This is a genomic window from Antiquaquibacter oligotrophicus (assembly GCF_020535405.1).
Taxonomy (GTDB): Bacteria; Actinomycetota; Actinomycetes; order Actinomycetales; family Microbacteriaceae; genus Rhodoglobus; species Rhodoglobus oligotrophicus.
The window spans coordinates 2,063,061-2,085,182 of the sequence record NZ_CP085036.1 but is presented as its reverse complement, the minus strand read 5'-3'; the positions used below and the strand labels follow the sequence as shown (position 1 = coordinate 2,085,182).

Annotated in this window: 30 protein-coding genes and 1 tRNA gene; 2 read left to right on the top strand and 29 right to left on the bottom strand. The window is 65.6% G+C overall.

What is annotated here, in order from left to right; translation table 11 throughout:
- Positions 1–5: 5 nt before the first annotated feature.
- The gene (locus tag LH407_RS10170) at positions 6–200 is read left to right on the top strand and encodes a hypothetical protein (RefSeq protein ID WP_322134106.1); all 195 of its coding nucleotides are present in this window, start codon (positions 6–8) and stop codon (positions 198–200) included.
- On the opposite strand, the gene LH407_RS10165 is transcribed toward LH407_RS10170, so the two are convergent.
- The 23 genes from LH407_RS10165 to LH407_RS10055 all read right to left on the bottom strand — a co-directional run bounded on the left by LH407_RS10165 (position 197) and on the right by LH407_RS10055 (position 14,940).
- On the bottom strand, positions 197–409 hold the full coding sequence (locus LH407_RS10165; protein ID WP_322134107.1) for a hypothetical protein: 213 nt from the start codon (positions 407–409) through the stop codon (positions 197–199). The two genes, LH407_RS10170 and LH407_RS10165, sit on opposite strands and share 4 nt — an antisense overlap.
- Positions 406–750, bottom strand: a complete 345-nt coding sequence (locus LH407_RS10160; RefSeq protein ID WP_322134108.1) for a hypothetical protein — start codon at positions 748–750, stop codon at positions 406–408. The genes LH407_RS10165 and LH407_RS10160 overlap by 4 nt, the downstream gene beginning before the upstream one ends.
- Positions 747–1,514 carry a M15 family metallopeptidase gene (locus tag LH407_RS10155; protein WP_322134109.1) on the bottom strand — a complete coding sequence of 256 codons (768 nt, stop codon included), beginning with the start codon at positions 1,512–1,514 and terminating at the stop codon, positions 747–749. Before LH407_RS10155 ends, LH407_RS10160 begins: the two co-directional genes overlap by 4 nt.
- Positions 1,511–2,182, bottom strand: a complete 672-nt coding sequence (locus LH407_RS10150) for a hypothetical protein (protein ID WP_322134110.1) — start codon at positions 2,180–2,182, stop codon at positions 1,511–1,513. Before LH407_RS10150 ends, LH407_RS10155 begins: the two co-directional genes overlap by 4 nt.
- On the bottom strand, positions 2,175–2,531 hold the full coding sequence (locus LH407_RS10145) for a hypothetical protein (RefSeq protein WP_322134111.1): 357 nt from the start codon (positions 2,529–2,531) through the stop codon (positions 2,175–2,177). The genes LH407_RS10150 and LH407_RS10145 overlap by 8 nt, the downstream gene beginning before the upstream one ends.
- Positions 2,531–4,270, bottom strand: coding sequence for a hypothetical protein (locus tag LH407_RS10140; protein WP_322134112.1), 1,740 nt, complete (start codon positions 4,268–4,270; stop codon positions 2,531–2,533). Before LH407_RS10140 ends, LH407_RS10145 begins: the two co-directional genes overlap by 1 nt.
- Positions 4,270–4,629 (bottom strand): hypothetical protein, encoded by a 360-nt coding sequence (locus LH407_RS10135; RefSeq protein WP_322134113.1) that lies wholly within the window; start codon positions 4,627–4,629, stop codon positions 4,270–4,272. Before LH407_RS10135 ends, LH407_RS10140 begins: the two co-directional genes overlap by 1 nt.
- The gene (locus LH407_RS10130) at positions 4,629–6,077 is read right to left on the bottom strand and encodes a hypothetical protein (RefSeq protein WP_322134114.1); all 1,449 of its coding nucleotides are present in this window, start codon (positions 6,075–6,077) and stop codon (positions 4,629–4,631) included. The genes LH407_RS10135 and LH407_RS10130 overlap by 1 nt, the downstream gene beginning before the upstream one ends.
- Positions 6,077–6,277 (bottom strand): hypothetical protein, encoded by a 201-nt coding sequence (locus LH407_RS10125; RefSeq protein ID WP_322134115.1) that lies wholly within the window; start codon positions 6,275–6,277, stop codon positions 6,077–6,079. Before LH407_RS10125 ends, LH407_RS10130 begins: the two co-directional genes overlap by 1 nt.
- A 290-nt stretch (positions 6,278–6,567) precedes the next feature.
- Positions 6,568–6,984: a hypothetical protein gene (locus tag LH407_RS10120; RefSeq protein WP_322134116.1), complete on the bottom strand. Its 417-nt coding sequence runs from the start codon at positions 6,982–6,984 to the stop codon at positions 6,568–6,570.
- A 10-nt stretch (positions 6,985–6,994) separates the two neighbouring features.
- On the bottom strand, positions 6,995–7,369 hold the full coding sequence (locus LH407_RS10115; protein ID WP_322134117.1) for a hypothetical protein: 375 nt from the start codon (positions 7,367–7,369) through the stop codon (positions 6,995–6,997).
- A complete protein-coding gene (locus LH407_RS10110) occupies positions 7,369–7,698 on the bottom strand; it encodes a hypothetical protein (protein ID WP_322134118.1) in 330 nt (109 codons plus the stop codon). Before LH407_RS10110 ends, LH407_RS10115 begins: the two co-directional genes overlap by 1 nt.
- 66 nt (positions 7,699–7,764) lie before the next feature.
- On the bottom strand, positions 7,765–9,456 hold the full coding sequence (locus tag LH407_RS10105) for an HK97 family phage prohead protease (protein ID WP_322134119.1): 1,692 nt from the start codon (positions 9,454–9,456) through the stop codon (positions 7,765–7,767).
- Positions 9,453–10,541 carry a phage portal protein gene (locus LH407_RS10100; RefSeq protein ID WP_322134943.1) on the bottom strand — a complete coding sequence of 363 codons (1,089 nt, stop codon included), beginning with the start codon at positions 10,539–10,541 and terminating at the stop codon, positions 9,453–9,455. Before LH407_RS10100 ends, LH407_RS10105 begins: the two co-directional genes overlap by 4 nt.
- A 76-nt stretch (positions 10,542–10,617) precedes the next feature.
- Positions 10,618–12,057: a terminase large subunit domain-containing protein gene (locus LH407_RS10095; protein WP_322134120.1), complete on the bottom strand. Its 1,440-nt coding sequence runs from the start codon at positions 12,055–12,057 to the stop codon at positions 10,618–10,620.
- Complete coding sequence (locus tag LH407_RS10090; RefSeq protein WP_322134121.1) at positions 12,057–12,386, bottom strand: hypothetical protein; 330 nt, start codon at positions 12,384–12,386, stop codon at positions 12,057–12,059. Before LH407_RS10090 ends, LH407_RS10095 begins: the two co-directional genes overlap by 1 nt.
- 79 nt (positions 12,387–12,465) lie before the next feature.
- Positions 12,466–12,771 carry an HNH endonuclease gene (locus LH407_RS10085; RefSeq protein ID WP_322134122.1) on the bottom strand — a complete coding sequence of 102 codons (306 nt, stop codon included), beginning with the start codon at positions 12,769–12,771 and terminating at the stop codon, positions 12,466–12,468.
- The gene (locus tag LH407_RS10080; RefSeq protein ID WP_322134123.1) at positions 12,764–13,081 is read right to left on the bottom strand and encodes a nucleoside triphosphate pyrophosphohydrolase family protein; all 318 of its coding nucleotides are present in this window, start codon (positions 13,079–13,081) and stop codon (positions 12,764–12,766) included. The genes LH407_RS10085 and LH407_RS10080 overlap by 8 nt, the downstream gene beginning before the upstream one ends.
- Positions 13,078–13,407 (bottom strand): hypothetical protein, encoded by a 330-nt coding sequence (locus tag LH407_RS10075; RefSeq protein WP_322134124.1) that lies wholly within the window; start codon positions 13,405–13,407, stop codon positions 13,078–13,080. The genes LH407_RS10080 and LH407_RS10075 overlap by 4 nt, the downstream gene beginning before the upstream one ends.
- Positions 13,404–13,667 (bottom strand): hypothetical protein, encoded by a 264-nt coding sequence (locus LH407_RS10070; protein WP_322134125.1) that lies wholly within the window; start codon positions 13,665–13,667, stop codon positions 13,404–13,406. The genes LH407_RS10075 and LH407_RS10070 overlap by 4 nt, the downstream gene beginning before the upstream one ends.
- Positions 13,664–13,987, bottom strand: coding sequence for a hypothetical protein (locus tag LH407_RS10065; protein ID WP_322134126.1), 324 nt, complete (start codon positions 13,985–13,987; stop codon positions 13,664–13,666). The genes LH407_RS10070 and LH407_RS10065 overlap by 4 nt, the downstream gene beginning before the upstream one ends.
- On the bottom strand, positions 13,984–14,673 hold the full coding sequence (locus LH407_RS10060) for a hypothetical protein (protein WP_322134127.1): 690 nt from the start codon (positions 14,671–14,673) through the stop codon (positions 13,984–13,986). The genes LH407_RS10065 and LH407_RS10060 overlap by 4 nt, the downstream gene beginning before the upstream one ends.
- An 84-nt stretch (positions 14,674–14,757) precedes the next feature.
- A complete protein-coding gene (locus LH407_RS10055; protein ID WP_322134128.1) occupies positions 14,758–14,940 on the bottom strand; it encodes a helix-turn-helix domain-containing protein in 183 nt (60 codons plus the stop codon).
- 90 nt (positions 14,941–15,030) lie between these two features.
- Between LH407_RS10055 and LH407_RS14210 the strand changes: the two genes are divergently transcribed.
- The gene (locus LH407_RS14210; protein WP_407650659.1) at positions 15,031–15,300 is read left to right on the top strand and encodes a helix-turn-helix domain-containing protein; all 270 of its coding nucleotides are present in this window, start codon (positions 15,031–15,033) and stop codon (positions 15,298–15,300) included.
- Here LH407_RS14210 and LH407_RS10050 read toward each other — a convergent pair.
- The 6 genes from LH407_RS10050 to topA form a co-directional block, all read right to left on the bottom strand.
- Positions 15,256–15,328: transfer RNA gene (locus LH407_RS10050), tRNA-Thr, on the bottom strand. The genes LH407_RS14210 and LH407_RS10050 overlap by 45 nt on opposite strands.
- 57 nt (positions 15,329–15,385) lie before the next feature.
- The gene (locus LH407_RS10045) at positions 15,386–16,015 is read right to left on the bottom strand and encodes a TetR family transcriptional regulator (RefSeq protein ID WP_322134129.1); all 630 of its coding nucleotides are present in this window, start codon (positions 16,013–16,015) and stop codon (positions 15,386–15,388) included.
- Between the two features lie 30 nt (positions 16,016–16,045).
- Positions 16,046–17,575, bottom strand: coding sequence for an alpha/beta hydrolase (locus LH407_RS10040; protein ID WP_322134130.1), 1,530 nt, complete (start codon positions 17,573–17,575; stop codon positions 16,046–16,048).
- Positions 17,572–18,717: a DNA polymerase III subunit delta' gene (locus tag LH407_RS10035; RefSeq protein ID WP_322134131.1), complete on the bottom strand. Its 1,146-nt coding sequence runs from the start codon at positions 18,715–18,717 to the stop codon at positions 17,572–17,574. The genes LH407_RS10040 and LH407_RS10035 overlap by 4 nt, the downstream gene beginning before the upstream one ends.
- 58 nt (positions 18,718–18,775) lie before the next feature.
- A complete protein-coding gene (tmk, locus tag LH407_RS10030) occupies positions 18,776–19,387 on the bottom strand; it encodes a dTMP kinase (RefSeq protein WP_322134132.1) in 612 nt (203 codons plus the stop codon).
- Entirely contained in the window at positions 19,388–22,102 is a 2,715-nt protein-coding gene (gene topA / locus LH407_RS10025) for a type I DNA topoisomerase (RefSeq protein WP_322134133.1), read from the bottom strand. It lies immediately after the preceding gene.
- Positions 22,103–22,122 lie beyond the last annotated feature (20 nt).

Here is a 22,122-nt window from a genome sequence, read left to right as displayed (position 1 = left end):
GCGCCATGACAGCCAGACTCCTCCCCGTGGCCCTGGTGCTCCTCCTCGTCGGGTGCGGAGCGACCCCACCGGCGTCGACGCCGACCCCGACGCCGTCTCTCTCGAGCTACGCGGATTGTGTGGCCGGCGTGCAAATGGACCCCGACGACGTACAGGCGTACATCGACGAGGTCCACGAGCTCTGCGGCGAACCCGACTAACGAGGGACGTTCGCGGCGCCCAGCGTCCCTGTGATACCGAGGGCGGCGCCAGCGAGTGCGATCCACAGACCGGCTTCGTCAGCGCTCACGAGGCCTCGGATCACGAGTATTGGTGCTGCCGCGGCCGCGATGCCGTAAAGCCATGAGCGCACCTTCGGGGAGGGGATCAGACGGTTCGGGGTGGTGGTGGGTCGAGCTGCATGGCTCATTGTGCGCTCCGATCAGTGGGGTTGCGGGGTTGGGTTTGCTCGAGGTCATGGATGCGCTGCTCGTGGCGCACATCAGCGTCAGCGAGGCGGCCGACGTCGCGACGGACTCCTCGGATATCTGACTCGACGCGCGCGATCGCGCTCATGACGGCCGTGTGCTTGTCGTCGTGGTCGTCACGGAAGTTTTTGGTGTGCGAGTTCTGAACTTGCGACCGAGCCGCGGACGCGTCCTTCGCGGCCGAGGAGGCCTTCCTGCGCGTGCTCACCAGGACAGGCAGGAGCGCCGCCGAGATAACCCCGGCGGACGCTACAGCCTGAACGATGATGTTTTCCCAGTTCACTCGGTGAAGATCTCCCCAGCGAGCTTCACCGTGGCGTCGAACTCGGCCGCGGCTACGTACTTGAGCGGAGCTCCCACGCGGCGTCCCTTGCCGTCGTCGAGGTTGAAGGCGCGTACGCCGGCGAGGTTGCCCATCGCCTGCAGTCGCTCGACTCCCTCGCTGATCGAGGCGACGATGACGCCGCCGGGCACGCCGGGGCCGAAGATCGCGCCCCGAACGAACTTGCCGTTCTTGTCCTGTTCGACGATGTAGCCGCCGTCTTGCAATGCCATGTCTGGCTCCTCTGTTGGTGGTGGGGGTGGTGGGGCTTGTTCGGGGGTGGTGCCGAGATCCGCCGGCATCGTGGGCGTCTGAGTGAACTCCCAGTGCCACGACTCACCGGAGGCTTTGCCGGTGTGCCATGTCCACCCGTATTTGGGTGCGTGCTCGACGAGCCAGTCATGTTGGGGAGTGCCGGCAGATCCGCCGTAGGACGGCGTGTAGATGTCGACGGCGATTGCCCACCCGTGGTTGGAGCGGCCGGGGTAGGCCGCGACGTTACCCCATCCGGCCTGATAGGCGTTCCAGTAGTACCACTGCTCGGCGAGGTTCCTGTAGGCGTCTGTGACGTCGAGCAGAACGCCCCATGTGGCCGCGTAGTCGGCGCGGAGCCGCCACCACCAGTAGGCAGCGTCCTCGCGGAGGTAGAACCATCCACCGCGGCTCTCAAAGGCGTACATCGCTTCGGCGGGGATCTCGCCGTTCGGGTATCCCCAGTAGCTCATGCGCGCATTCCCTCGACGAACGTAACGTGATGGTGCGTGTAGGCCGCTGACGATGCCGAGTTGCGTTGACACGTGACCTTGACACGCACGCCGGCGGAGATCGCCGCGAGGGCTGTCGCGATCCCGAACCCGACGCGCGAGTTCGTGGTGTTGAGGGCTGCTGTCGTGCCGGACGTGGCCGAGGCTGTGCCGTCGACGGTGCACGAGCTCGCGATGTAGTCGTCAGCGACGAGGCTCGCGATCAGCTCGAGCTGAAGCGCGTACACAGCCCCGGCGGCATAGGAGATCGGGCCGTGTGTCATCACGAGCACGTCGTTGATGTACCAGCGGAACGTCCATGAGGCAGCGCTGCCGGAGCTGTTTTGAACTCGGCAACCGGTCACGATGCGGAGGACGTCGCCGAGCTCAGCGTCTGTTCCGAGGTCGAACTCGGCGAGGGTCTGCTCGGCGTTGCTGCTGGTGAACGACGCCGGCACGTTGGCGATCGCCAGGAGCGGCGCGCCGGGGTCGCCCTTGTCACCTTTGTTCCCTCGAGGGCCGGCCGGCCCTTCGGGGCCTTGCGGGCCGAGGTCACCGGGCAGGCCATGCTCGCCCTGTCGGCCGATAGCGCGCTCGATGACGACGACGCGATCGCGCACCGTCTCAACGATGATGACGGGGTCAGCCACGGGTCACCTCCCGCTCGAGGACGGTCTGCTCGCTGTAGAAGGTGCGGATTTTGCCGTCTTTCGTGGCTTGGATGTCGAAGACGCCGTCTCGGCCGCCCATCGCGATTGTGTCGGCGGCGGTGGCGTGCAGCGTGAGGTAGCCATCTTCGGCGCCGGTCTCGTCGACTTCGAGCTCGACGAAGGTTTCAGCTGTGGGATATGGCCGCCATTGGGATTTCCAGTCCTCCCACTCGCTGAGGTTCTCGGGCTCGAGGGGACCGTCGTCCCCCTCTCGCAGCATGAAACGAAGGCGCCCGTCATAGAGGGTGTTGTCGTCGCCTTCTCGGATGTACCAGGGTCGTGAGCTCATTAGGCCTCCACTGCTCGGCTTGTCAGGGTCATGGTTCCGCCGGATTGGAACGTCACAACGGCAGCGACCTGGTCGATGCCGTCGACGAGCACCTGGTCGCCGGGATTCACGGCGAGATCGGTTAGGCATGTCGTTTCCACGAGGTGCCGGCGGTAGTAGACGTTCTCGAGCATCCCGAGTGCGAGGGCCTCGAAGGCCTCCGTGGGTGCCCAGTAGTCGACCGTGCGCTCTACGAACCAGGTGCACGTGGGCGTGCCGATGGACTGTTGAACCGTCAGGGTGCCGATGGCGTCCGTGACGGTCAAGACGATGTGATCCGCGAACAGGGGGCGTTCCTCGACCGATCGCTGCCGTGAAGCGGTCACCGTGAGATTGGTGATGTCGTGTTGGGCCGTGAGCTCGTGCGAGGTAGGCGAGATCGCGCCGATCGCGCGCAACCTCCAGCGGCGCTGCTCGTCGCAGAACAGCCGGAGCCGGGCGGCCTCCATGATGCGGGCGATCGGTTCCCAGTAGAGCTCACCGGCCACCGATTGTGCGGCCTGCACGTAGGGCTCGGGCACGAGCAGACTGATCGAGGCGTATGGGGTCGGTCCGCTCCACTCCGGCTCTTGGTTTGGGTGCGTAGTCGTCTCGACGTTGAGGTACGGAGGCCAGGCAGCACTGAGACGGTATTTCCGGATGACGTTTGCGCCGTCGAAGTACCAGATGTAGTCGGGGAGGCCCGTCTCGGTGGTCGAGATGTTGCTGTCGATGTTGGTGACGAGCAGTGCATCCCATTGGAGATCTCCGGACGAGTGGCCGTGCACAAGTCGTACCCATGCTTCGGTTACACCCGGCGGGATCTTCACCTCGAGTTCGAGGTCGGTCACTGCCCCTACGACGTTGGTCGCTTGGTCGCTCGTGGCGATCGCCGAATAGTTGCCGGCTGCGTCTCTGGCGATGACTTGTATGCATCGCGCGGTCGAGTTCGGGGTGCCGAGGGAGGTACGGACGCGCACCGATGCGCGCACGAGGAAGGTCGAACCCGCCGTGAAGCCTGATCGCATGCCCCCGCTACCCCCGCCCAGCTCGACGTAGGAGGAGGCACTTGCAGCTGCCACTCGCAGTGACCACGTTCCGGAACGTGCCCACGAGTTGTCGCGGACGAACGATGCGTTCGAAGCGATGCAGCCCGTGGTGTTTGTCTCGAAGGACGAGTTGAGCATCGTGTTGCGCCACTGGAAGAACGTCGGCGGCAGCTCGTTGTAGAGATCTGCGGTGTCGTGTGTGAAACCTGGCGCGAGGCCTAGCGGCGTTCCGGAGGGAGGGTCGGCAAGGTAGGTCTCGATTAGCGTCTTCGCGTCGAGGCCGTTGAGGGCGCCGCCCGCGATTCGAAGGTCATAGGCGTCGTCCTGGCGGGCGACGTCGAGCCACTTCGCTTCATCGGAGACGGCAATGATTGTGAGGGTCGCGGCTGCACGGTTCGACATGACTTCGTGAACGAGAAGGTTGAACGAACGTGAGGCGGGCGCCCCGTCGATGGGTGTGCGTGTGATGGTGAGCCGCACGCGCTGATCGGCGTACGGGGTGATGTCGTCCGTGTCGAGCGATGCCGGCAGTACAGCCTCGATCGTTGCGTTCACGTAGGGCGTTCGTGACTCGTCGAGGGTGACGTTCCATGAGCGCAGCTTGAGCGTGTGCAGCGCTGCGCCGGCGTCAGTCGTTACGACAGCGGTAGCTTCCTCGAGCACGGCGCCCATCAGCTCACCTCGCTGATGTTCAGGGTGAGAACAAATCGGCGTCGCGTGTCGGGGTCAAGAGCGATCTTCATCTCTCCGAATCGCACGTACTGCAGGCCGTGGAGCATCAGTCGTTCTGGGTAGGAGATCGTGAACGACTGCGGGAGGGTGTGCATCGTGCGCGCCGCTTCCGCGTCAGCCTCGGAGGGGTAGAGCAGCTCGAGCGCGAACTTTCGTGGGCCTGCCGGCAGGAGAGTGTAGGCAGAGGGTCCGTCGAGCAGTTCGTGCTCGATAGTGCGCGCTTCCTGACTGCCGACGATCGAGCTCGCGAGGATGAGTGTCGGAGTGGTGGTGCCGCTGACCGCGGTGATTGTTGGCATTAGGGGATCACCCGTCCGTATTGGTCCACGGTCTGCACGCGGAGAGTTACTGAGCGGTTGTCGAACTGCCGCTGAATGCTCGAGGTGACGGCGCCGGCGTCCGGCTCGCGGAGAGTCACGCTCGGGCCGACGATCGCGGAGTTACGGAACACTCCCGTCAGCTGCGTGTTGTACGTTCCCGAGTTCTCCGAGGCGGCCTCGCTCCAGATCCGGTTCAACTCCTCGCGTTGTTCCGGCGATGCCGACAGATAGCCGGCGAGGAAGCTGCTCGCGGCTTCGGCACCCTGGCTGTTCAGGAACGACTTTGCCTCCGGGGTGAGCCCGGAGGTTGCGAGGTTGTTCTGATAGTCCCGGAGAGCCGTCGTGCGCGCGTTCATGGCGTCGATGTAGGCCTGCACGTCGAATAGGCCGGTCTCGGCGTTTCGGTAGTCGTCGACGCTGCTCGCGGTCTCGTCGTAAGCGTCGTTGACTAGCTTGACGAGCTCGGCCTTGCGCTCGAGCTCCGGGCCGCCTGACTGAGCGTAGAGCGCCTCAGCCTCGGCCGCGGAGTCGACGGCTACCTTCGCTTCGCGGAGCTTGCCGAGGTACTCGTCTTTACCCGCGATCAGCTTGATCGTCTGTTCATACTCGCGGGCGCCGGCGTTCGTGGAGGTATCGATCGCGGTCGACTGATCCTCGAGCTGCCGCTTGAGCTCCTCCTCTTTGCGAATCAGTCGGTCGAGCTCGCGTCCGTTGCCAGCGTAGGCCTGGGCGAGGCTGCGGAAAGATGAGTCACCGCGATCGGCGATCTCGCTCAGTCGCTTGAGGTTGTTTCCCGGTTCGGTTTCGGTCGCGAGCTCGCGGAGTTTCTGAACGAGGAATGTGAGCCACTCATCGCCGACCTGGCCTGTCTCGATGAATTGGTCGGCGAGGTCGCTGATGCGCTGCTTGTAGGCCTCAGCCTGCTCCGTGCCGGTCTCGATCGCCGATCCTGCCAGACCGATACCGACTGCAGCTGCGGCGCCCGCCAGGAAGCCGGCAGGGCCGAACCCGACAAATAGGTTCGCGGCCATCTCTTGAATGAGGTCGAGCACGTCCTCGACGTCACGGAATGATGCGACGGTCTCTCGTGTGGACTGCTTCGCTTCGTCCTTCAGCTCCTCCATTCCGCGCTCGACACGTTCGGTCGCCGACTTCCCCGCATCCCCGAATCGACGAAAGTTACGGCGCCCGTCGTCCTGGATGTTGTCGAGATCTCGACGAGCCGAGCGCGCGAGATCTCCGAACGATCGCTCAAGCTTCTCGGTCGCAGCCTCTCCCGACTTGGCGATCTTGTCGTTGCTGTCTTTGCCGTCAGCTGCGAGCTCGTCGAGGCTGCTGGCGACCTTCTCGAGGCCGGCCTCGACGTCGTCGGCGCCGCGAAGGAATCCCTTGGCGTTCGCGAGGAAGTCGATCGAGATCGGAGCCATCAGCGACCGCCCTTGATCTCTGCGAACCCTCGGAACCCGTCGATGATCGACTTGACCCATCCAGCGACCAGCTGGGTGCCGACCTTGCTGGCCGCGTCGAATGCCACTCGGCCGTGCTTGCTGCGGCTCCGGAACTGCCGGCCTACGACTCGGGGGCCGCTGCCGCGACGCGTCTTGACGACGACGACCTTTTCAGTCATTCCGAACTCTGTTCCTTGCCATTGGTAGGAGGGGACGAGGCCGCCGCTCAGCGGCCTGGTGGAGGTGGCCGCTTTGACGGACACTCGGTTATTTGTGATGGCTGTGCGTGCGCCGCGAACGATGATTCGGTCATCGGCGCGGGTCACAGCTCGAGCGCGGAGAGCCTCGAGCCATTGCCCTTTGGTCGTGCGCCGAGCCTCTTTGTTGATGTCGCGCGCGATCTCCCGGCGCGCTTGGCGCATGCCCAGCAGCGCTGCCTGCAGCTCGGGAGATCGGCGGACGTCGAGCATTACGCCGGCGGGGTGAAGGTGCGGACGGGCGGCGTCGAGGGGCAGGTAACGGTCTGCTCGTGGAAAGCGCGCATGCCGCCACCGGTGTTCGGTGCGACGAGCGTGATCGTCGCGGTCTGCACGAAGTCCTCCTCGGCGTCAGGCCGGTAACTGATCGCTGCCGTTTCGCCGGCGTGGTCGATCAGGAAGTTGAAGAGCGAATCCTCGTTCTGGTAATCGTTCACGAGGTTGATCGCGCACGCGTGCGTGTCCTCTGACAGGTCGGAGTAGCTGGCATCCGGCGTGCCTCCCTGCCACTGCACCTGCTGCGTGTTCTTACTCCACAGCACGTTGTTGGCGTGCAGCTCGAAAGTGTCGGTTCCGATCTGCAGTCGCATGTTCTTGACTGCCGCGGGGGTCGCGGGTACCTGGGGCATGGTGTTTCTCCTATTCGGTGGTGTTGCCGTTGGTGGTGAACGTGATCTTGTAACCGTGGAAATCTGAGGGATGCCTAGCTCGCTCGCACGTCGACCACGTCAGGAACCTGAGCTTGTCGATGACGGGAAGCACGTCGTCGACTGCGTCGTCGAGCTCGGGCTCGACGATCGCTGGGTCGGAACTGCCGACCACAATCCAGAGTTCGAACTGCTGGTTGTAGGCGCCCTGATACTCGCCGGGGCTCAGCTGCGAGCGGATCAGCTGCAACACGACCGGCCGTTCAGCTGTGGGCTCGTCGAGATCCCGCAGGTCGTCGATGAACTCGTATTTGTTGCGGGGCAGATTGCCCATGATCTTGGTCTGCAGCTGCTTGCGTGCGCTCATCACGCGATCCAGTCACGTTCGGGGTAGAGCAGCGTCATGATGTCCGTGCTGCGTCGATAGTGAGCTCGACGCACCTGGAACCCCTCGAGGCCAGCCTCGCCATTCTCTGAGCCAGCGTTGCCCTTTCGAGATGCGAAGACGGCTTTGACGGCGAGGAGCTGCGCCTCGCGAAACCCCTGAGTCGGAACGTTGGGGTCGTCAAGCTGCGGCCCGATCGCGGTGATGTCGAACTTCGCCGTCTCGATAGCTTCGGCGAGCTGCTCGTCGGAGAAACGGGAGGCCTCAGACCACGCGGCGCGGATGCTTTCCTTCGTGTGCCAGGTTGCCATTGTGAGCCTCTCGTAAAGGGGTGCCCGCCCCGCGCTTGACCAGGTCGCGGGGCGGGCTGGTCGGGTCTACGCGGGTACGTAGGTGCGCTTGATGATCGCGCGGGGGTCGTAGTCGTCGAACCGGAGGTACGAGTAGAGGCCGGTGTCGATACCGCCGTGTGCGACCTGGATTGCCTCGACCTGGAACGGCGCCTTCTCGCGCACCTTGCCGGCGCGGTTGTCGAACGCGACGATCTGCTTCGCGGCGAGGGTGGCGTCCTCGAGGATGCGGAGCGTCTTCGTGTCGGCCGAACCTTCGGCGATGTCGACGCCGATCTCGGCCGACTTGAGCCAGAGCGGCAGCGTGTCGGTCGGGAGATCCTCGAGCTCGGCCATGAGGTCGACGCCGAGGAACACCCGGTTCGCCTTGCCGAACGGGCGCACGTCCTTGATCGCTTGCTTGAGCACGGCCTTCACGCCGCCCGTGGTGACAGTGCCCGTCTTCGCGGTCGCCTTGGCGAGGACGCGGGTACGGATGCCGGCGTTCGACTTGCGCTTGTAGTCGCGCAGTCGCGCAGACCAGAACGCCGGCCAGAACTCGGCATTGGCGAAGTCCGTGAAGACGCGGTCGACGTCGTGACCGGAGGCGATGCGAAAGCCCTGGTAGGCCTTGGCCAGCGTGCTGATCTCGTTGGACGGAACCTCCGTCTTGTCGCCGGCGTATTCGTCGACCTCGGGCTCGTCGCCCCACTCCCAGCCCTCGCCGTTGAGCGAGGTGAGCTCGGCGGGAGCACCGAAGGCGTCGATCCACGGGCGCGCGACTTCGTTCTCCCGCCAGGCCTCGCCCTGCCAGTCGTCGCGGAGGAAAGCGGCGCCGACGTCGTCGGAGGCGAGCACGTCGGCGATCGCGAGCTGGAAGGTTCCGAAATTGCCGGAGTTCGCGGCCTGCGTAAGCCGCTCGTTGACCTGCGCGAGCGAGAGTGCACGCCCCTGAACCTGGACCGGTGGGGCCGGCTGCTCGACCTGCAGCTCGGGGCCGGCGGCGAGCTCGGCGGGGACGTTGACGGGAGGCGTGACGGCGAGGGCGTCGAGCGTGGCGATCGCGCTGTCGTAGGCCTCCTGGGTGATCGTGCCGGCCGCGAGGGCCGCCGCGAGCTGGGCTCGGTTCATGGTGCGGTTTTCCTTTCGTAGGGTTGCCAGTGCGGCGGCAACGGATGTGACCCCGGCGCCGACGACGGCGGGGACGGCACAGAGCGAAACCTCGTAGAGGTCAGCTGCGATGACGTGGAAGATCCAGTCATCGTCGATGTCGTACTCGAGCGCGGTGAAGCCGACCGAGAGCCCGTCACGGAGCTTGTCGTTGACTTCCTGCAGGACGCGATCGCGCTCGGTCGGCGCGATCTGAAATGAGGCCTCGGTAACGGATGCGTCGACGTCGAGCATGTAGCCGACTGGCTCGCTGTGGTTGTGGTCCCGCATCATCTTGACGGCGGTGAGGGGCTGTCGCGGTTGCAGGCATCCGGGCTCGAGGATCATCCCGTGCGACGGGATCAGCACGCCGTACTGCGTGATGGTGCCGGTGAGCACGCCGTCCCAGCTTTCGGGTTCGGCGTCCGGCTCGGCCGGCGCCTCCTCGAGGCGCACGGTGCCGGGGGCTGTGAGCTGCAGCTGCGGCAGCTCTGTAACGATCCCGTCGACGATCGAGGCGATCGCGGCCTGGTGCTGCTCGAGAGTGATGATGCCCGCTGCGAGCAGGGCGTCGAGTTTGCTGCGGTTCACTGCTGGGTTCCTCCCATGATGCGGGGCCAGCCCTCGCGGGCTGCGATCCATTCGCGGTCGATGAAGTCGCCGTCGAGGCCGACCTTGTAGGTGTCGAATCGGGTCTTTTCGTCGGGGCGCGTGAGCTCGTCGGGGTTGATGCGCACCTTCCACCCGCGGGGTGTGACGTCGGGCATCGAGAGGCGGCCGGCTACGGCCGTGAAGTACGCACCGAGGGTGAGGTCGATCAGCTCCCAGTTGCGCATGGAGCGGTTGTCGTAGGTCATCGTGGCGCCCTCGACTGCCGTCGATACCGCCCAGGCGGGCAGGTTCATGTGCCGTGCAGCGTCGAGGCTGATCGCACGGCGCCCGTCGATGAGCAGTTGCTGAGGGGCGAGGCCGTGGGTGACGACCTTGAGACCCTTAGGCGTGTAGCCGACGCCGGACTTCCTGCGGGCTTCGATCCAATCGGAGATCAGCTGCTTGCGCTGCCTCTCGTCCATTGGTGTGTTGCCCTCGTTGTGGAGCTCGACGCTGGGAACGGGGTTGTCCTCGGCGAGGGCGGCCGAGATATCGAGCGCGATCGCGCGCTTGATAGTCCGGCGCCCGTTGACGAGGAGACCGTCGCCGAGCGGTGAGTCGAACCGAATGACGTCCTGCGGTTTGACTTCCTCGCCGTCGACGTGCGTAAGCCGGCCGAAGCTGTCTAGCCGGGTGCGGGAGTGGTCGACGCGCTCGCCCCAGATCGGCCAGTTGTAGAAGTCACGCTCGCGAACGACCCACCACGAGCACGGGTAGAAGATCAGATCGTCGAACGTCCACGTCAGCGTGGTTGCCATCGGGATGCCGCGCTCGAATCCCTCGAGGATCGAGGGTTGCACGGGCGCCGGCTGCGACCCCTTCTCGGCGAGCAGTGTGAGTCCGCCGGCAACACCTGCGATCGTGTTGCGGCCCGCCGAGATCGTGGCGATCGACATCGCGTTGCTGCGGTTCACTGCGACGGCGTCGGGGAGTGAGCCGAGCCAGTCGTCGAGGGTGATCTGCGCGAGGTGGCTGCTATCGCTGAAGCGCGATGCGAAGCCGAAGTAGCTGGCTACCTGCTGCATGAATCCCACGGAGGGCATCCTGCGGCCGCGTCGGGCTTTCGCGAATAGACACCGCGTGTCGCGGAGATAGCAACGATCAGAAGTCGACGAACGGCATTTCGAGCGGTTCCTCGCGGTGATCGTGCAGGAAGATGCCGACCGCACCGGCGATGGGCCCGTGGATAGGGCCGCTGGATTCCTTGCGACTGAAGCGGACAACGTCGCTGATGCGCGTCAGCACAAGGTTTGCGGTGCCTCGTCGCATCGTCTCTGTGTCGTCGAGCACGAGATCCTTGTCGCGCGCGAGGGTGAGCCACGACTCACAGGCGGTGCCGAAGTCGCGGCCGCCGAGCGTGGTCACAGTTTCCTCGCCGAGTATCCGGCGGAGCTCGTCAGTGAGTCGGCGCGTGGGGCCACCGTCGTCGGCGCCGAGGATCGCGGGCGCCCACTCGCGGTATATGTCCACGATGAACGACAGCATCCAGCTCGTGCCGGGTGCGGCGTGCAGCACTCGGTTGCACGGTGCGCCGTTGTCGTCGCGCCAGCTGGCCATGACGACGCCGGCCGCGTTCTCGAGCGCGATCTCGTAGGTGATCGTGAGCTCCGAGCGGAGGGGGACACCGGCGGGTTCGCGCACGAGATCTGCGTAGTCCTCGGCCGAGATCAGCACATCCGAGGCCTCGGTCCAGACGTTGCAGATTCCGCGAAGCCACTTCGACGGCGTCATGTCGGGGAGCGCGAGGAGTGACTGCGCGGTGAATAGCTTGCCGTTGATGACGTTGCCGGTTGCTGGATGGAAGCGCTCGAGCGCTTCGGGGTCGTAGGGGTCGTCGCCTTCCCAGAGCGACCACTCGAAGTACGCCATTCGCGGATGCTTCGCGCCTTTGCTCGTGACTGACTCGCGGCCGCGCTCTACCCACTTGCGCATGAACACGCTGGCAGCGGTGCCGGCGGTGGAGACGAGCCATACCTGCCGGTTGCCCTCGAGCTGCAGCTGCGAGGGGAAGATCGCGCCCTCGAGGAGTGCATCGCCGAGCAGCTCGTCGTACTCCCAGAACTCGTCGAGAACTACGAGCGGCGGCGTCTCGCCGTGGAGCGCGGATGCCACGGGCGCGAACGTCTGCAGCGCGGCGTCGTTCGGCAGCTTGAGGCCGAACTTGCCGGGCGATCGCACAGGCTTGGTGATCGGCTCGTCGAGAGCCGATCCCTTGATCAGCTTCATGACGTCCTCCATTCGGCTGTTCGCGTCCTTCTGCGTCTGCGCGGTGTAGAACACGCGGCGGCCGGAGTTGACTAGGCAGCGGTGCAGCATCAGCGGGCCGAGGAGGGTTGTCTTGCCGGACTGGCGCGGCACCGTGACGATCACGATCTCGTAGACGTAGTCACCGTTCGCGTGTCGTTCGGTGGCGACGTCGACGACCTGGCGTTGCCAGGGCATCAGCGGCTTACCGAGCGCGTCGGAGAGCACTGCGATCTTGCCTCCGTCTGTCGACCGCGATGGATCTCGCGGCGTCGCGTACTTCGCGGTGGCCGGCACTACGAGTTCCGCAGATTCTCGAGCAGCTCGTCGAACTTCTGCGCCGTGTCCGCCGCCATCGGTTTGGGCAGCGCGTCGAGCGCTTGGAGCAGCTGCGCGGCCGCCATCGCTGCAGCGCTCGCCTTGCGTGTCCGCACGCCGACGGCGACGGCATCCGCGAGCTCGAGCGTGAGCTGCGACACGGCCGCGTGCCTTGGCTCGAGCAGTCCCTCGGATTTCAGTGCTTCTAGCGTTGCAATGACGGCGACGCGAAGCTTCGAGCCCTGCCCCTGCTCAGGCGCGATGTCGAGTCCGTCGAGCATGGGCTGTTCCGGAGTGCTCTCGTTCATCGTTCGTTGTTTCCGTTCTGATCTGCATTTTTTGTGGGGCTTAGGGAGAAAATGGAAGGGGCTGCGCGTGGGTGTCCCGCTACCCGCGACTAAAGAACGCCGTGCCATTCTCGACAGCGAACCCCGCCGCGACTGCGGGCCTGTTGCCGCGAGCGTAGTTGCACTTACGATGCGATGGCCCGAGGTTCTCGAGATCGTAGACTGCGCCGCCCAGACTGATCGGGATGACGTGGTCAGCGCTGTTCGATCCGGGCAGACCACACAGCCAGCACACCGTGCCGTACGTCTCGAGCGTGGCGATGACGTAGAGCTGCGCCTTCCTGCCGCCCCACTTCTCGAGCGGGGCGGCAGGGTCGGCGTAGACGCCAGGGCCGTGACTAACCACGGCCTCGGTCGAGGGCGTCAACCCACGCCGACGCAACCGAGAGCACGTCGATAAGCTCACTGCGCAGGTTGGTGATGTCAGCGTCGTAGGTCAGCGAGTGTGACACACGACCGATGGCCATCGCGAGGATGGAACCGGCGAACATGTGGACGAGCACCTCGGCCACCTCACCACCTTCCTCGCCGAGGATCGTCGCCCAGCGCTCGCTGTGCGGGTCGATTGCCTCGATGCTGTTGGCGCCGTGCTTGTCATGCGCCCGCAGCCGTGCCTTCTCAACCTCGCGCCAGATCTCCGTGTTGCTGATCGTCACGACGTGGGCTCGCTCTCGGCGTCGTCCTCGGGGCGCTCGGCGATCGCTGCGCCATCGCCGTGCGAGCGGCGCCAGCCTCGGTCACCCTGCTGGTGGTTGCCGGGGTGGTGGATCGGCAGCTCACACGTCCGGAGCGCACCCTGCTGGTAGCGCGTGGCGCCGCACGTCCCATCGGCCGGCACACCGTCACGCTCGATCGAGGGCACGTCGGGCTGCTGCTCGGGTGCTTCGTCGTCGATCGCGAGCTGCACGTCGGGGTGCTGCTCGGCGACCTTGGCCTTCTGCTCGGCGAGGGTCTTGTCGCTCTTCGCTGCTGCTGCATTCATGGTTGATTTCCTTCCGCGAGCTCGTGCTCGGTTCTTGTGATGATCACGCCGACTAGGTAGTCGATCGCGCCGTCGAGGATTGCGACCGCAACGGCCAGCTCCTCGGGGTCTGGGGAGTAGGCCTTGCGGAATGCCGCGGCGCACTGTGCCGCGGATCGGCGTAACTCGTCACGCATCTCAGGGCTGCTCTGTCGTTGCGCCTCGCCCTTGAGCTGCGAGGCCATGAAGTGGAGGCGGCTGGCCAACTTCGTTCGGTTCACGCTTGCCTCCCGTGGTCGCGGAGGATGCGCAGAATGGATGCCTTGCTGAGATCCACCGTTCTCGCGATCTCGATCGTGCGCGCTCTGTTGCCGTGCATCTCGAGCACGAGGGCCACAAGCTCGGGCGTCACTCGCACGCGCCGCTTCCTTGCTGGCTTCTCAGTTGGCTGCTGCACGACGAGGGCTCGCTCGATGACACGTGCGAGGAACTCGGGCGTTGCGTCGCCGTAGCGTGCGTTCACGGCCTTGTAAAGCGGCTGCGGGATGCTCACGCGCACCGGCACTCTGAAGTTGGTGTCGAGGGGTACGGGCTGCTTCATCGCTCGCCCTCCAGCAGGTCGCTGAGGTAGCGAACCTCTCGGTTCTCGTCGAGGTATTGGCCGGCATGGATGCCGCATCCGGAACACGGCTTGCCGGGTGCGAAGTCGTGCTCGGCGCCCTTGCGCCACGGGCAGGGCTGGTGCTGCAGCCGCGCGTACTTCTCCTCACGCGTCTCAGTCGCGGCTCGGGGGGAGCCGCCGGAGGCGTCCATTCCCTCCCCCGCGCGTGTACGGGGGTCGCCGTCTTTAACTTGAGTTAGTTCTTTCTGATGTTGTTCTTTTAAGTGCGGTTCTGCCGTGCCACGGCTTTTCCGTAACTCGGCTGAGCCGTAGTCCGGGAATCCCTGCAGTCGGTTTGCAGCGTCCTGCCTAGCGGCCTCTACGGGGTCTGTAAGCTCCCAAATCCACCCGTCGACGCGGCCATGTACCCCGCGCTTAGTGTGCAGTCGGAGATAGCCCTTGGCCTTGAGCTCGCGCATCGCGCCCTCGATCGCTTCGCGCCCTTCGGGGTTCTGAGCGACGAGCGACTTCACGCTCACGATGTAGTTCTCGTCGTGGCTCATGAGGAGGCCGAGAAGCCCGCGAGCGCGGAGGCTCAGCTGAGGGTCGCGGTGCCACTCGTTGGGCATCTGCGTGTAGTTCCGCTCGAACGAGAGTTTGACCCGCTTGATCCTGGCGTCAGCCATTGAGCGCCCCGATCGTCAGCTGCAGCACGAGCGACCACAGGCAGACCCCGACCGCGACGAACGCGAGGAGGAAGGCGCCGCGGCTCACGCTGCACGCTCCTCGAGCAGCTGCTTGACGTAGTCGGGATCGAACAGATAGTTCCCGTTGTAGCCAGGCATGCGGTCGACGAAGGCGAGTTCGCCCTTCTGACATTTGCGCGTGATCGTGCTGCGATCGACGCCGAGCTCGCGTGCGAGCTCCGGGGTTGTGACTAGGTCTGCGAGCATGCGGATCACTAAACCGTGCATTGCACGAATTCGTGCGCACGCCGCGCGGCGTGTCGTGCAATGCACGATTTCGTGCCCTAGTCTGACTTCATGACCATCACAGACCCGGTTCGGCCCGTCGAGCTTGAGTTCGACCTAGCCGACTACATGCGAAAGGCAATGCGCGTCGCGGATCTCGACGTCAGTGAAGTAGCGGCCCGCCTCGAGGTGCATCGCAACACGGTGAGCGCGTGGATCAACGGCAGGAACGTGCCGCGGCCGCGGGATCTGCGAGCGTTCGCGGATCTGACCGGCGTACCGCGTGAGTGGCTAGAGAGCCGCCCGAGGGAATCGAACCCTCGACCTTCTCATTACGAGTGAGATGCTCTGCCGACTGAGCTAGGGCGGCGAACCTACGGACTGGCCGAGGCACAGCATGGAAGCTTAGCCCAAGTTCAGGCCCCGCTCACGCCACAACCTCGGGGAGAGCGGCGAAGCTCGCCGTCACCACGTCGGGGAGGTCCCCGTTCGCGCGGCCAGCGGCCCACTGGCTCCACGCGTGACGAATCGCGCCGAACGCGACAAAGGCGGTGAGGTGGGCCCGGCTGCGCAACTCATCGGGTCGCCCGGCGAGGGCGGGAACATCCATCGTCAACCGCTCAGCGATGAGGTCGGCGAGCTGCTCCTCCACGCGGCGCATGTTGGCCATACGCAGAGCGAACAGTTGCGGGTACTCCCCGAGCACGGTTTTGCGGCGCACCATGAGCTCGTGGTCGTGGTCATCGCCCGCGATAGTGCCGGCGATGATGCGGGCGATTCCCGTCATGATCGGTTCGCCCGGGCCTGCGGCGAGAAACTCCTCGAGAGGGGCACCCTCCGGCAGCGACGGGTGGTCGCCGATGACGGCGGCCTCCTTCGACGGGAAATAGTTGAAGAACGTGCGGGGAGAGACATCCGCGCGGCGGCTGATCTCGTCCACGGTGGTGCCGTCGAGTCCGTGCTCAGCTACCAGGTCGATTGCCGCCAACTGGATGGCTCGACGCGTGGCGCGGCGCTTGCGCTCGCGAAGGCCGGGCTCGACGTCGGGGGTAGGCACCTTCCTATTCTTGCACAGTGCGCAAAAATATCAGCAGCGCGGGTCGGACTCCGGCACGACCCCGTCGATGAAGAACGCGTCGACAACATCGTTCACACACTGATTCGACTTGTTGTAGGCGGTGTGGCCCTCGCCCTCGTAGGTCACCAGGTGCCCGTTTTCGAGGGTCTCCGCGATCGTGACCGCCCACTCGTAGGGGGTGGCTGGATCATTCGTGGTTCCGATGACGAGGATGTCCGCGGAGCCCTCCGCGACGATGGGTGCTCGTTCGAGCACCGCCGGGACCGGCCAGTTCGGGCATCCGGTGCCACCCCACGCCATTTGCGGGCCGAGCACGGGGGCGAGTTCGCGCAACTCCTCCGCCTCGGCGCGCATCTCGTCGGCCGTCGGAGCACCGTGCTCGTCGAGGCAGTTGATGCCGATGAAGGCCTCGGTCTGGTTGTCGCGGTAGGTGCCGTCGGGGCTGCGTCCGTTGTAGTTGTCGGCGAGCTGGAAGGCGTACTCAGGGTCGCCCGAGAACACATCGGTGAAAACCTGGCGCAGGTAGATCCAGTTGCTGGGTGTGTAGAGCGGAAGGATGATCGCCGTAAACATCGCCGAGCTGCCGAGTTCGCGACCGTCGGCGGCGATGAGCGGACTCGCATCGAGTGTGTCGAGCAGGGCGCGAACCTCACGCAGCGAGGCATCGACGCTGCCGCGGAACGGGCAGTCCGATGCGGTCGCGCAGTCCTCCAGAAATGCGCGCAGGGCGCTCTCGAAGCCCCGAGCCTGTGTCGCCGTCTTCTCGAACTCCGTCGAGTTCGGGTCGACAGCACCATCGAGTACCAACCGTCCGGTGCGATCCGGGAACAGGTCGGCGTAGACCTGACCGAGCAGGGTGCCGTAGGAGTACCCGAGGTAATTGAGCTCCTCGTCACCGAGGGCGGCACGGAGCATGTCCATGTCGCGTGCGGCGCTCGGAGTGTCCACGTGGCCGAGCAGGGGGCCCGTCAACTCGAGGCAGCGCTCACCGAACTGGCGGCTCGCGTCAGCGGCTGCCGCGAGCCATTCGTCGCTGCCCGCCTCGCCCGGCGGGATGCCGTACAGATACTCGTCGAGTTCTGCCGGGTCCTCGTAACACGTGATCGGGGTCGAGCGGTTGACTCCGCGGGGGTCGAATCCGACAACGTCGAAGCGTTCCTGGAGGCGTTCATCCGTCGCGTAGTCGATGCTGTCCCGAATGAAGTCGTAACCGGAGCCGCCCGGCCCGCCCGGGTTGACGAGCAGCGAACCGATCGGAGCGCCGGATGTCGCGGCCTGCCGCACCAGCGCGAGCTCGATCTCGCCCGCTCCCGGGTCGGCCCAGTCGAGTGGGGCGATCGCGGTAGCGCACTGCAGCCCGCCACCACACGACGACCACTCGAGTTCCTGATGGTAGAAGCGCTCCAGGTTCGCGGGGACCGTCTCCCCGGTGGGTGTCGAGGTCGATCGCACGTCAGGCGGGAGAAACCACGACATACATCCCGTGAGAACAAGGGTGAGGGCAACGGCGACCGCCGGGACCGGGAGAAGCCGTCTCATCCGCGCCCCGCCGCACGCTCGGGTCGAATGGCACTCACGAGCATGGCCTCCAGTGCTAGGGCGGGGGCGACGTTCGCGTCGATCCGTCGGCGTGCGATGGCGATGGCATCCATCGTCTGCAGTGTTTGTTCCGGCGTGCTCGCCTCGGCCGCGCGTCGTACCCTGTCGATGATGTCGAGGTTGACCGGCTCGCTCGGCACACCCAGTTGGGTGAGCAGGATGTCGCGATAGAGGGACAGCAGGTCGACGAGGATGCGATCAATGCCGTCGCGCAGGCTGCGAGTGGCGCGCCGCTTCTGATCGTCTTCGAGGTTTTTGAGTTGCGAGCGCAACTTCGCTGGCACCGTTCCGCCGGGTTCGACGCCGAGCGACCGAAGGGCGGACTCACGCTCGTGCTCATCGCGCTCCTGCGTGATCGCTTCCGCGTCGGCCTTGGCGAGGTCGAGGAGCGTGGCGGCGGCGAAGACGGCATCGGAGACCCGATGGATGCCGAGCGCGGTATCGAGCGTGCGGGCGCGGCGCTCACGGGCCTCGACGTTGGTCGCGAGCCGGTGTGCCATCCCGATGTGCGATTGCGCCTGCCGGGCCGCGGTCGCGGCGAGCGTCGGGTCAACGCCGTCTCGGCGTACGAGCAGGTCGGCGACCTCGTCCGCGTCTGGCACCCGCAGTCGAACGGTGCGAACGCGGGAACGGATGGTGGGAATGAGGTCGGCCTCGCTCGGCGCACACAGTATCCACACCGTGCGCGGCGGCGGCTCCTCGAGGGCCTTGAGGAGCACGTTGGAGGTGCGCTCGGCCATACGATCGGCATCCTCGATGACCATGACGCGGTATCGCCCGACGGACGGCGAGAACTGGGAGGTCGCGACGAGCGCGCGCACCTCGTCGATCGAGATGATCACACGATCGGTGCTGAGCACACCCAGGTCGGGGTGTGTGCGGGCGGCGACCTGCTGCTGGGTCGCCTCGTCACCGCCGAGGAGCGCCGCCGCAAAGGCGTACGCGAGATTCGAGCGGCCGGAACCGGGTGGACCGGTGATGAGCCACGAGTGGGTCATGGCCGAACTGTCGCCGGCGGATGCCGCGGCTTCGACGACCTCGATGGCGGCTGCCTGACCGGTCAGCTCGCTCCACAACGCCATGGCAACAACACTAACCCGCGCCCCTGACCGGGAGCGCGGTGCACTCCCAGCCCCGCGCTCAGCCGAGCAGTCGCTCGACCCGGCTCCGGATGCTCGCCGCGATGTTCTCGATGGTGTCGCGCGCGTCGAGCACGAGGAAGCGCTCCGGCTCCGCCTCGGCGAGCTCCAGGTAGGCGTCCCGAACGCGTGCGTGGAAGTCGTCGCCGGCTGCCTCCAGTCGGTCGTACTGGGTTCTGCCGGCGAGACGATCGGCACCCTCGTGCAGGTCGAGCAGCACGGTCAGATCGGGGAGTAAACCTTCTGTCGCCCAGAGGGAGAGATCACGCACTTCGTCGGCGCCGAGCACACGCCCGGCACCCTGGTAGGCGACCGACGAGTCGAGGTAGCGGTCCTGGACAACGATCGCGCCGCGTTCGAGCGCCGGTCGCACCTTGGTGGCGACGTTGTGCGCTCGGTCCGCCGCGTAGATGAGGGCTTCGGCCCGTGGGGCGATCTCGCCGCGCCAGTGCAGCACAAGCTGTCGCAGCTCTAGGCCGACATCCGTTCCCCCGGGTTCGCGGGAGACGACTACTTCGCGACCCTGACCCTGGAGCCAGTCCACGAGGATCGCGGACTGTGTCGACTTTCCGGAACCGTCGCCACCCTCGAAGGTGATGAAGAGGCCGGGCATCTACTTCTTCTTGGCAGGAGCGCGCTTAGCGGCGGGCTTGCGTGTGGTCTTGGCCTTGGGCTTCGCCGGTCCCTTGGCTCGTTTGTCGGCGAGCAACTGCACGGCGCGGTCGTAGTCGATCTCCTCGATGACCTCGCCGCGCGGGATGGTGGCGTTGGTTGTGCCATCCGTCACGTACGGCCCGAACCGGCCGTCCTTGATCTTGATGGGCTTCTCGCTCACCGGGTCTGGCTGCTCGAATTCCTTGAGGGCGCTGGATGCTGCTCGGCCGCCGTACTTTGGCTGGGCGAAGATCTCCAACGCGCCGGGAAGGTCGATCTCGAAGATCTGATCCTCGCTCGCGAGCGAACGACTGTCGGTGCCCTTCTTGAGGTACGGGCCGAAGCGTCCGTTCTGCGCGGTGATCTCGGCCCCACTCTCCGGGTCGAGTCCGACAACACGCGGCAGCGAGAGAAGCTTGAGCGCCGTGTCGAGGTCGATGGTCGCGAGGTCCATCGACTTGAAAAGGGACGCGGTACGCGGTTTGGGCGCTGCCACCTTCTTCGGTTTCTTGACCTTGACTTCGCCGGTCTTGGGGTCGACGACCTCGACCGGCGCCTCTTCTGGCACCTCGGGTTCGAGCTCCGTGATGTACGGACCGAAACGGCCGTCCTTGGCCACGATCTCTTTACCGTTCTCGGGGTTCACCCCGATGACACGATCGCCGACGACGGGAGCCTCGATGAGTTCGCGTGCCTTCTCGGCGGTGAGCTCGTCCGGCGCAAGATCCTGCGGGATGTTGACGCGACGCGGGGTCTCCGGGTCGTCGCCCGGAGCCTCGAGGTAGGGACCGTACTTGCCGATGCGCAGGGTGATGTCGTCGGCGAGGGCGATCGAGTTGATCTCGCGCGCGTCGATCTCACCGAGGTTGTCGATGACCCCGCGCAAACCACGGTGGTCTGCGTTACCGAAGTAGAAGCCCGTGAGCCATTCGACACGATCGGCCTCTCCCCCGGCGATGCGGTCGAGGTCGTCCTCCATGCCGGCCGTGAAGCCGTACTCGACGAGTTCGGAGAAGTACTGCTCGAGGAGGCGCACAACACTGAAGGCGATCCAGTTGGGAACAAGTGCCTGCCCGCGAGGTGTGACATAGCCGCGGTCGATGATCGTGGAGATGATGCTCGCGTAGGTCGAGGGGCGCCCGATGCCGAGCTCTTCGAGTTGCTTGACGAGGCTCGCCTCGGTGTAGCGCGGCGGCGGGCTCGTCTCGTGGCCCTTCGCTTCGATGTCGACGACAACGAGCTCCTGGCCGACGGTGAGCGGCGGGAGCTTCGCCTCGGCAGGGCTCGTCGTCTCGGCGCGCTCCTCGTGACGATCCTCGTCCTTGCTCTCCTCGTAGGCCTGCATAAAACCGCGGAAGGTGATGACGGTACCCGTCGCGACAAATTCGGCGACGGTGTCGGCGGTTGTCCCGGTGATGGTGACGGATGCCGTTGAGCCCTTCGCGTCGGCCATCTGCGAGGCCACGGTGCGCTTCCAGATGAGGTCGTAGAGCTTGAGGTCGTTGCCGCGGAGCACACTAGAGAGTTCGCTCGGCGTGCGGAACGTGTCACCCGAGGGGCGGATGGCCTCGTGGGCTTCTTGCGCGTTCTTGGACTTTCCGGAGTACTGGCGCGGGGCATCCGGCACCGTCTCCGCGCCGTACAGCGCGCGAGCCTGCTTGCGTGCCGCATCGATCGCCTGCTGGCTGAGCGACGGCGAGTCGGTACGCATATAGGTGATGTAGCCGTTCTCGTAGAGCGACTGGGCAACACTCATCGTCTGGCGGGCGGAGAAACGAAGCTTGCGGCCTGCCTCCTGCTGCAGCGTCGAGGTGGTGAAGGGGGCCGCGGGTCGCCGAGTGTAGGGCTTCGTCTCGAGGTTGCTGACGACGATGGGAACACCCGGCTGGCGGAGGGCTTGCGCGAGACTTTCGGCCGCCGCGGAGTCGAGTGCGACCGCGTCGCCCTTGAGCTTGCCGCGGTCGTCGAAGTCGCGACCGGTGGCGATGCGTTTTCCGTCGAGGCGCACGAGGCGGGACTCGAAGCGGTCGGTCGGTGCCTCCGGTGTGAGGCCGGCGAGCAGGTCCCAGTATTCGGCGGTGACGAAGGCGAGACGCTCGCGCTCACGGTCGACGACGAGCCGCGTTGCCGCGGACTGCACGCGGCCGGCCGAGAGGCCGGGGCCCACCTTGCGCCACAGGACGGGCGATACCTCGTAGCCGTAGAGGCGGTCGAGGATGCGGCGGGTCTCCTGCGCGTCGACGAGAGCGGTGTCGATCTCGCGGGTGTTGTCGCGGGCGTGCTGGATGGCGTCCTTGGTGATCTCGTGGAACACCATGCGCTTGACCGGGACCTTGGGCTTGAGCTCTTCGAGGAGGTGCCACGCGATGGCTTCACCTTCGCGGTCTTCATCAGTGGCGAGGTAGAGCTCGTCGGCACCCTTGAGCGCACGCTTGAGTTCGGCGACCGTCTTCTTTTTGGCGTCCGAGACCACGTAGTAGGGCTTGAAATCGTTCTCCACGTCGATGGAGAACTTGCCGAGCGGGCCCTTTTTGAGCTCCGGCGGGAGGTTCTTCGGCTCGATGAGATCACGGATGTGGCCGACGGACGAGAGCACCTCGTACCCCTCGCCCAGGTACTGGGCGATCGTCTTCGCCTTGGTCGGCGACTCGACGATAACGAGCTTCGTGGTCACGGTACTCCTTGCACTTCTTT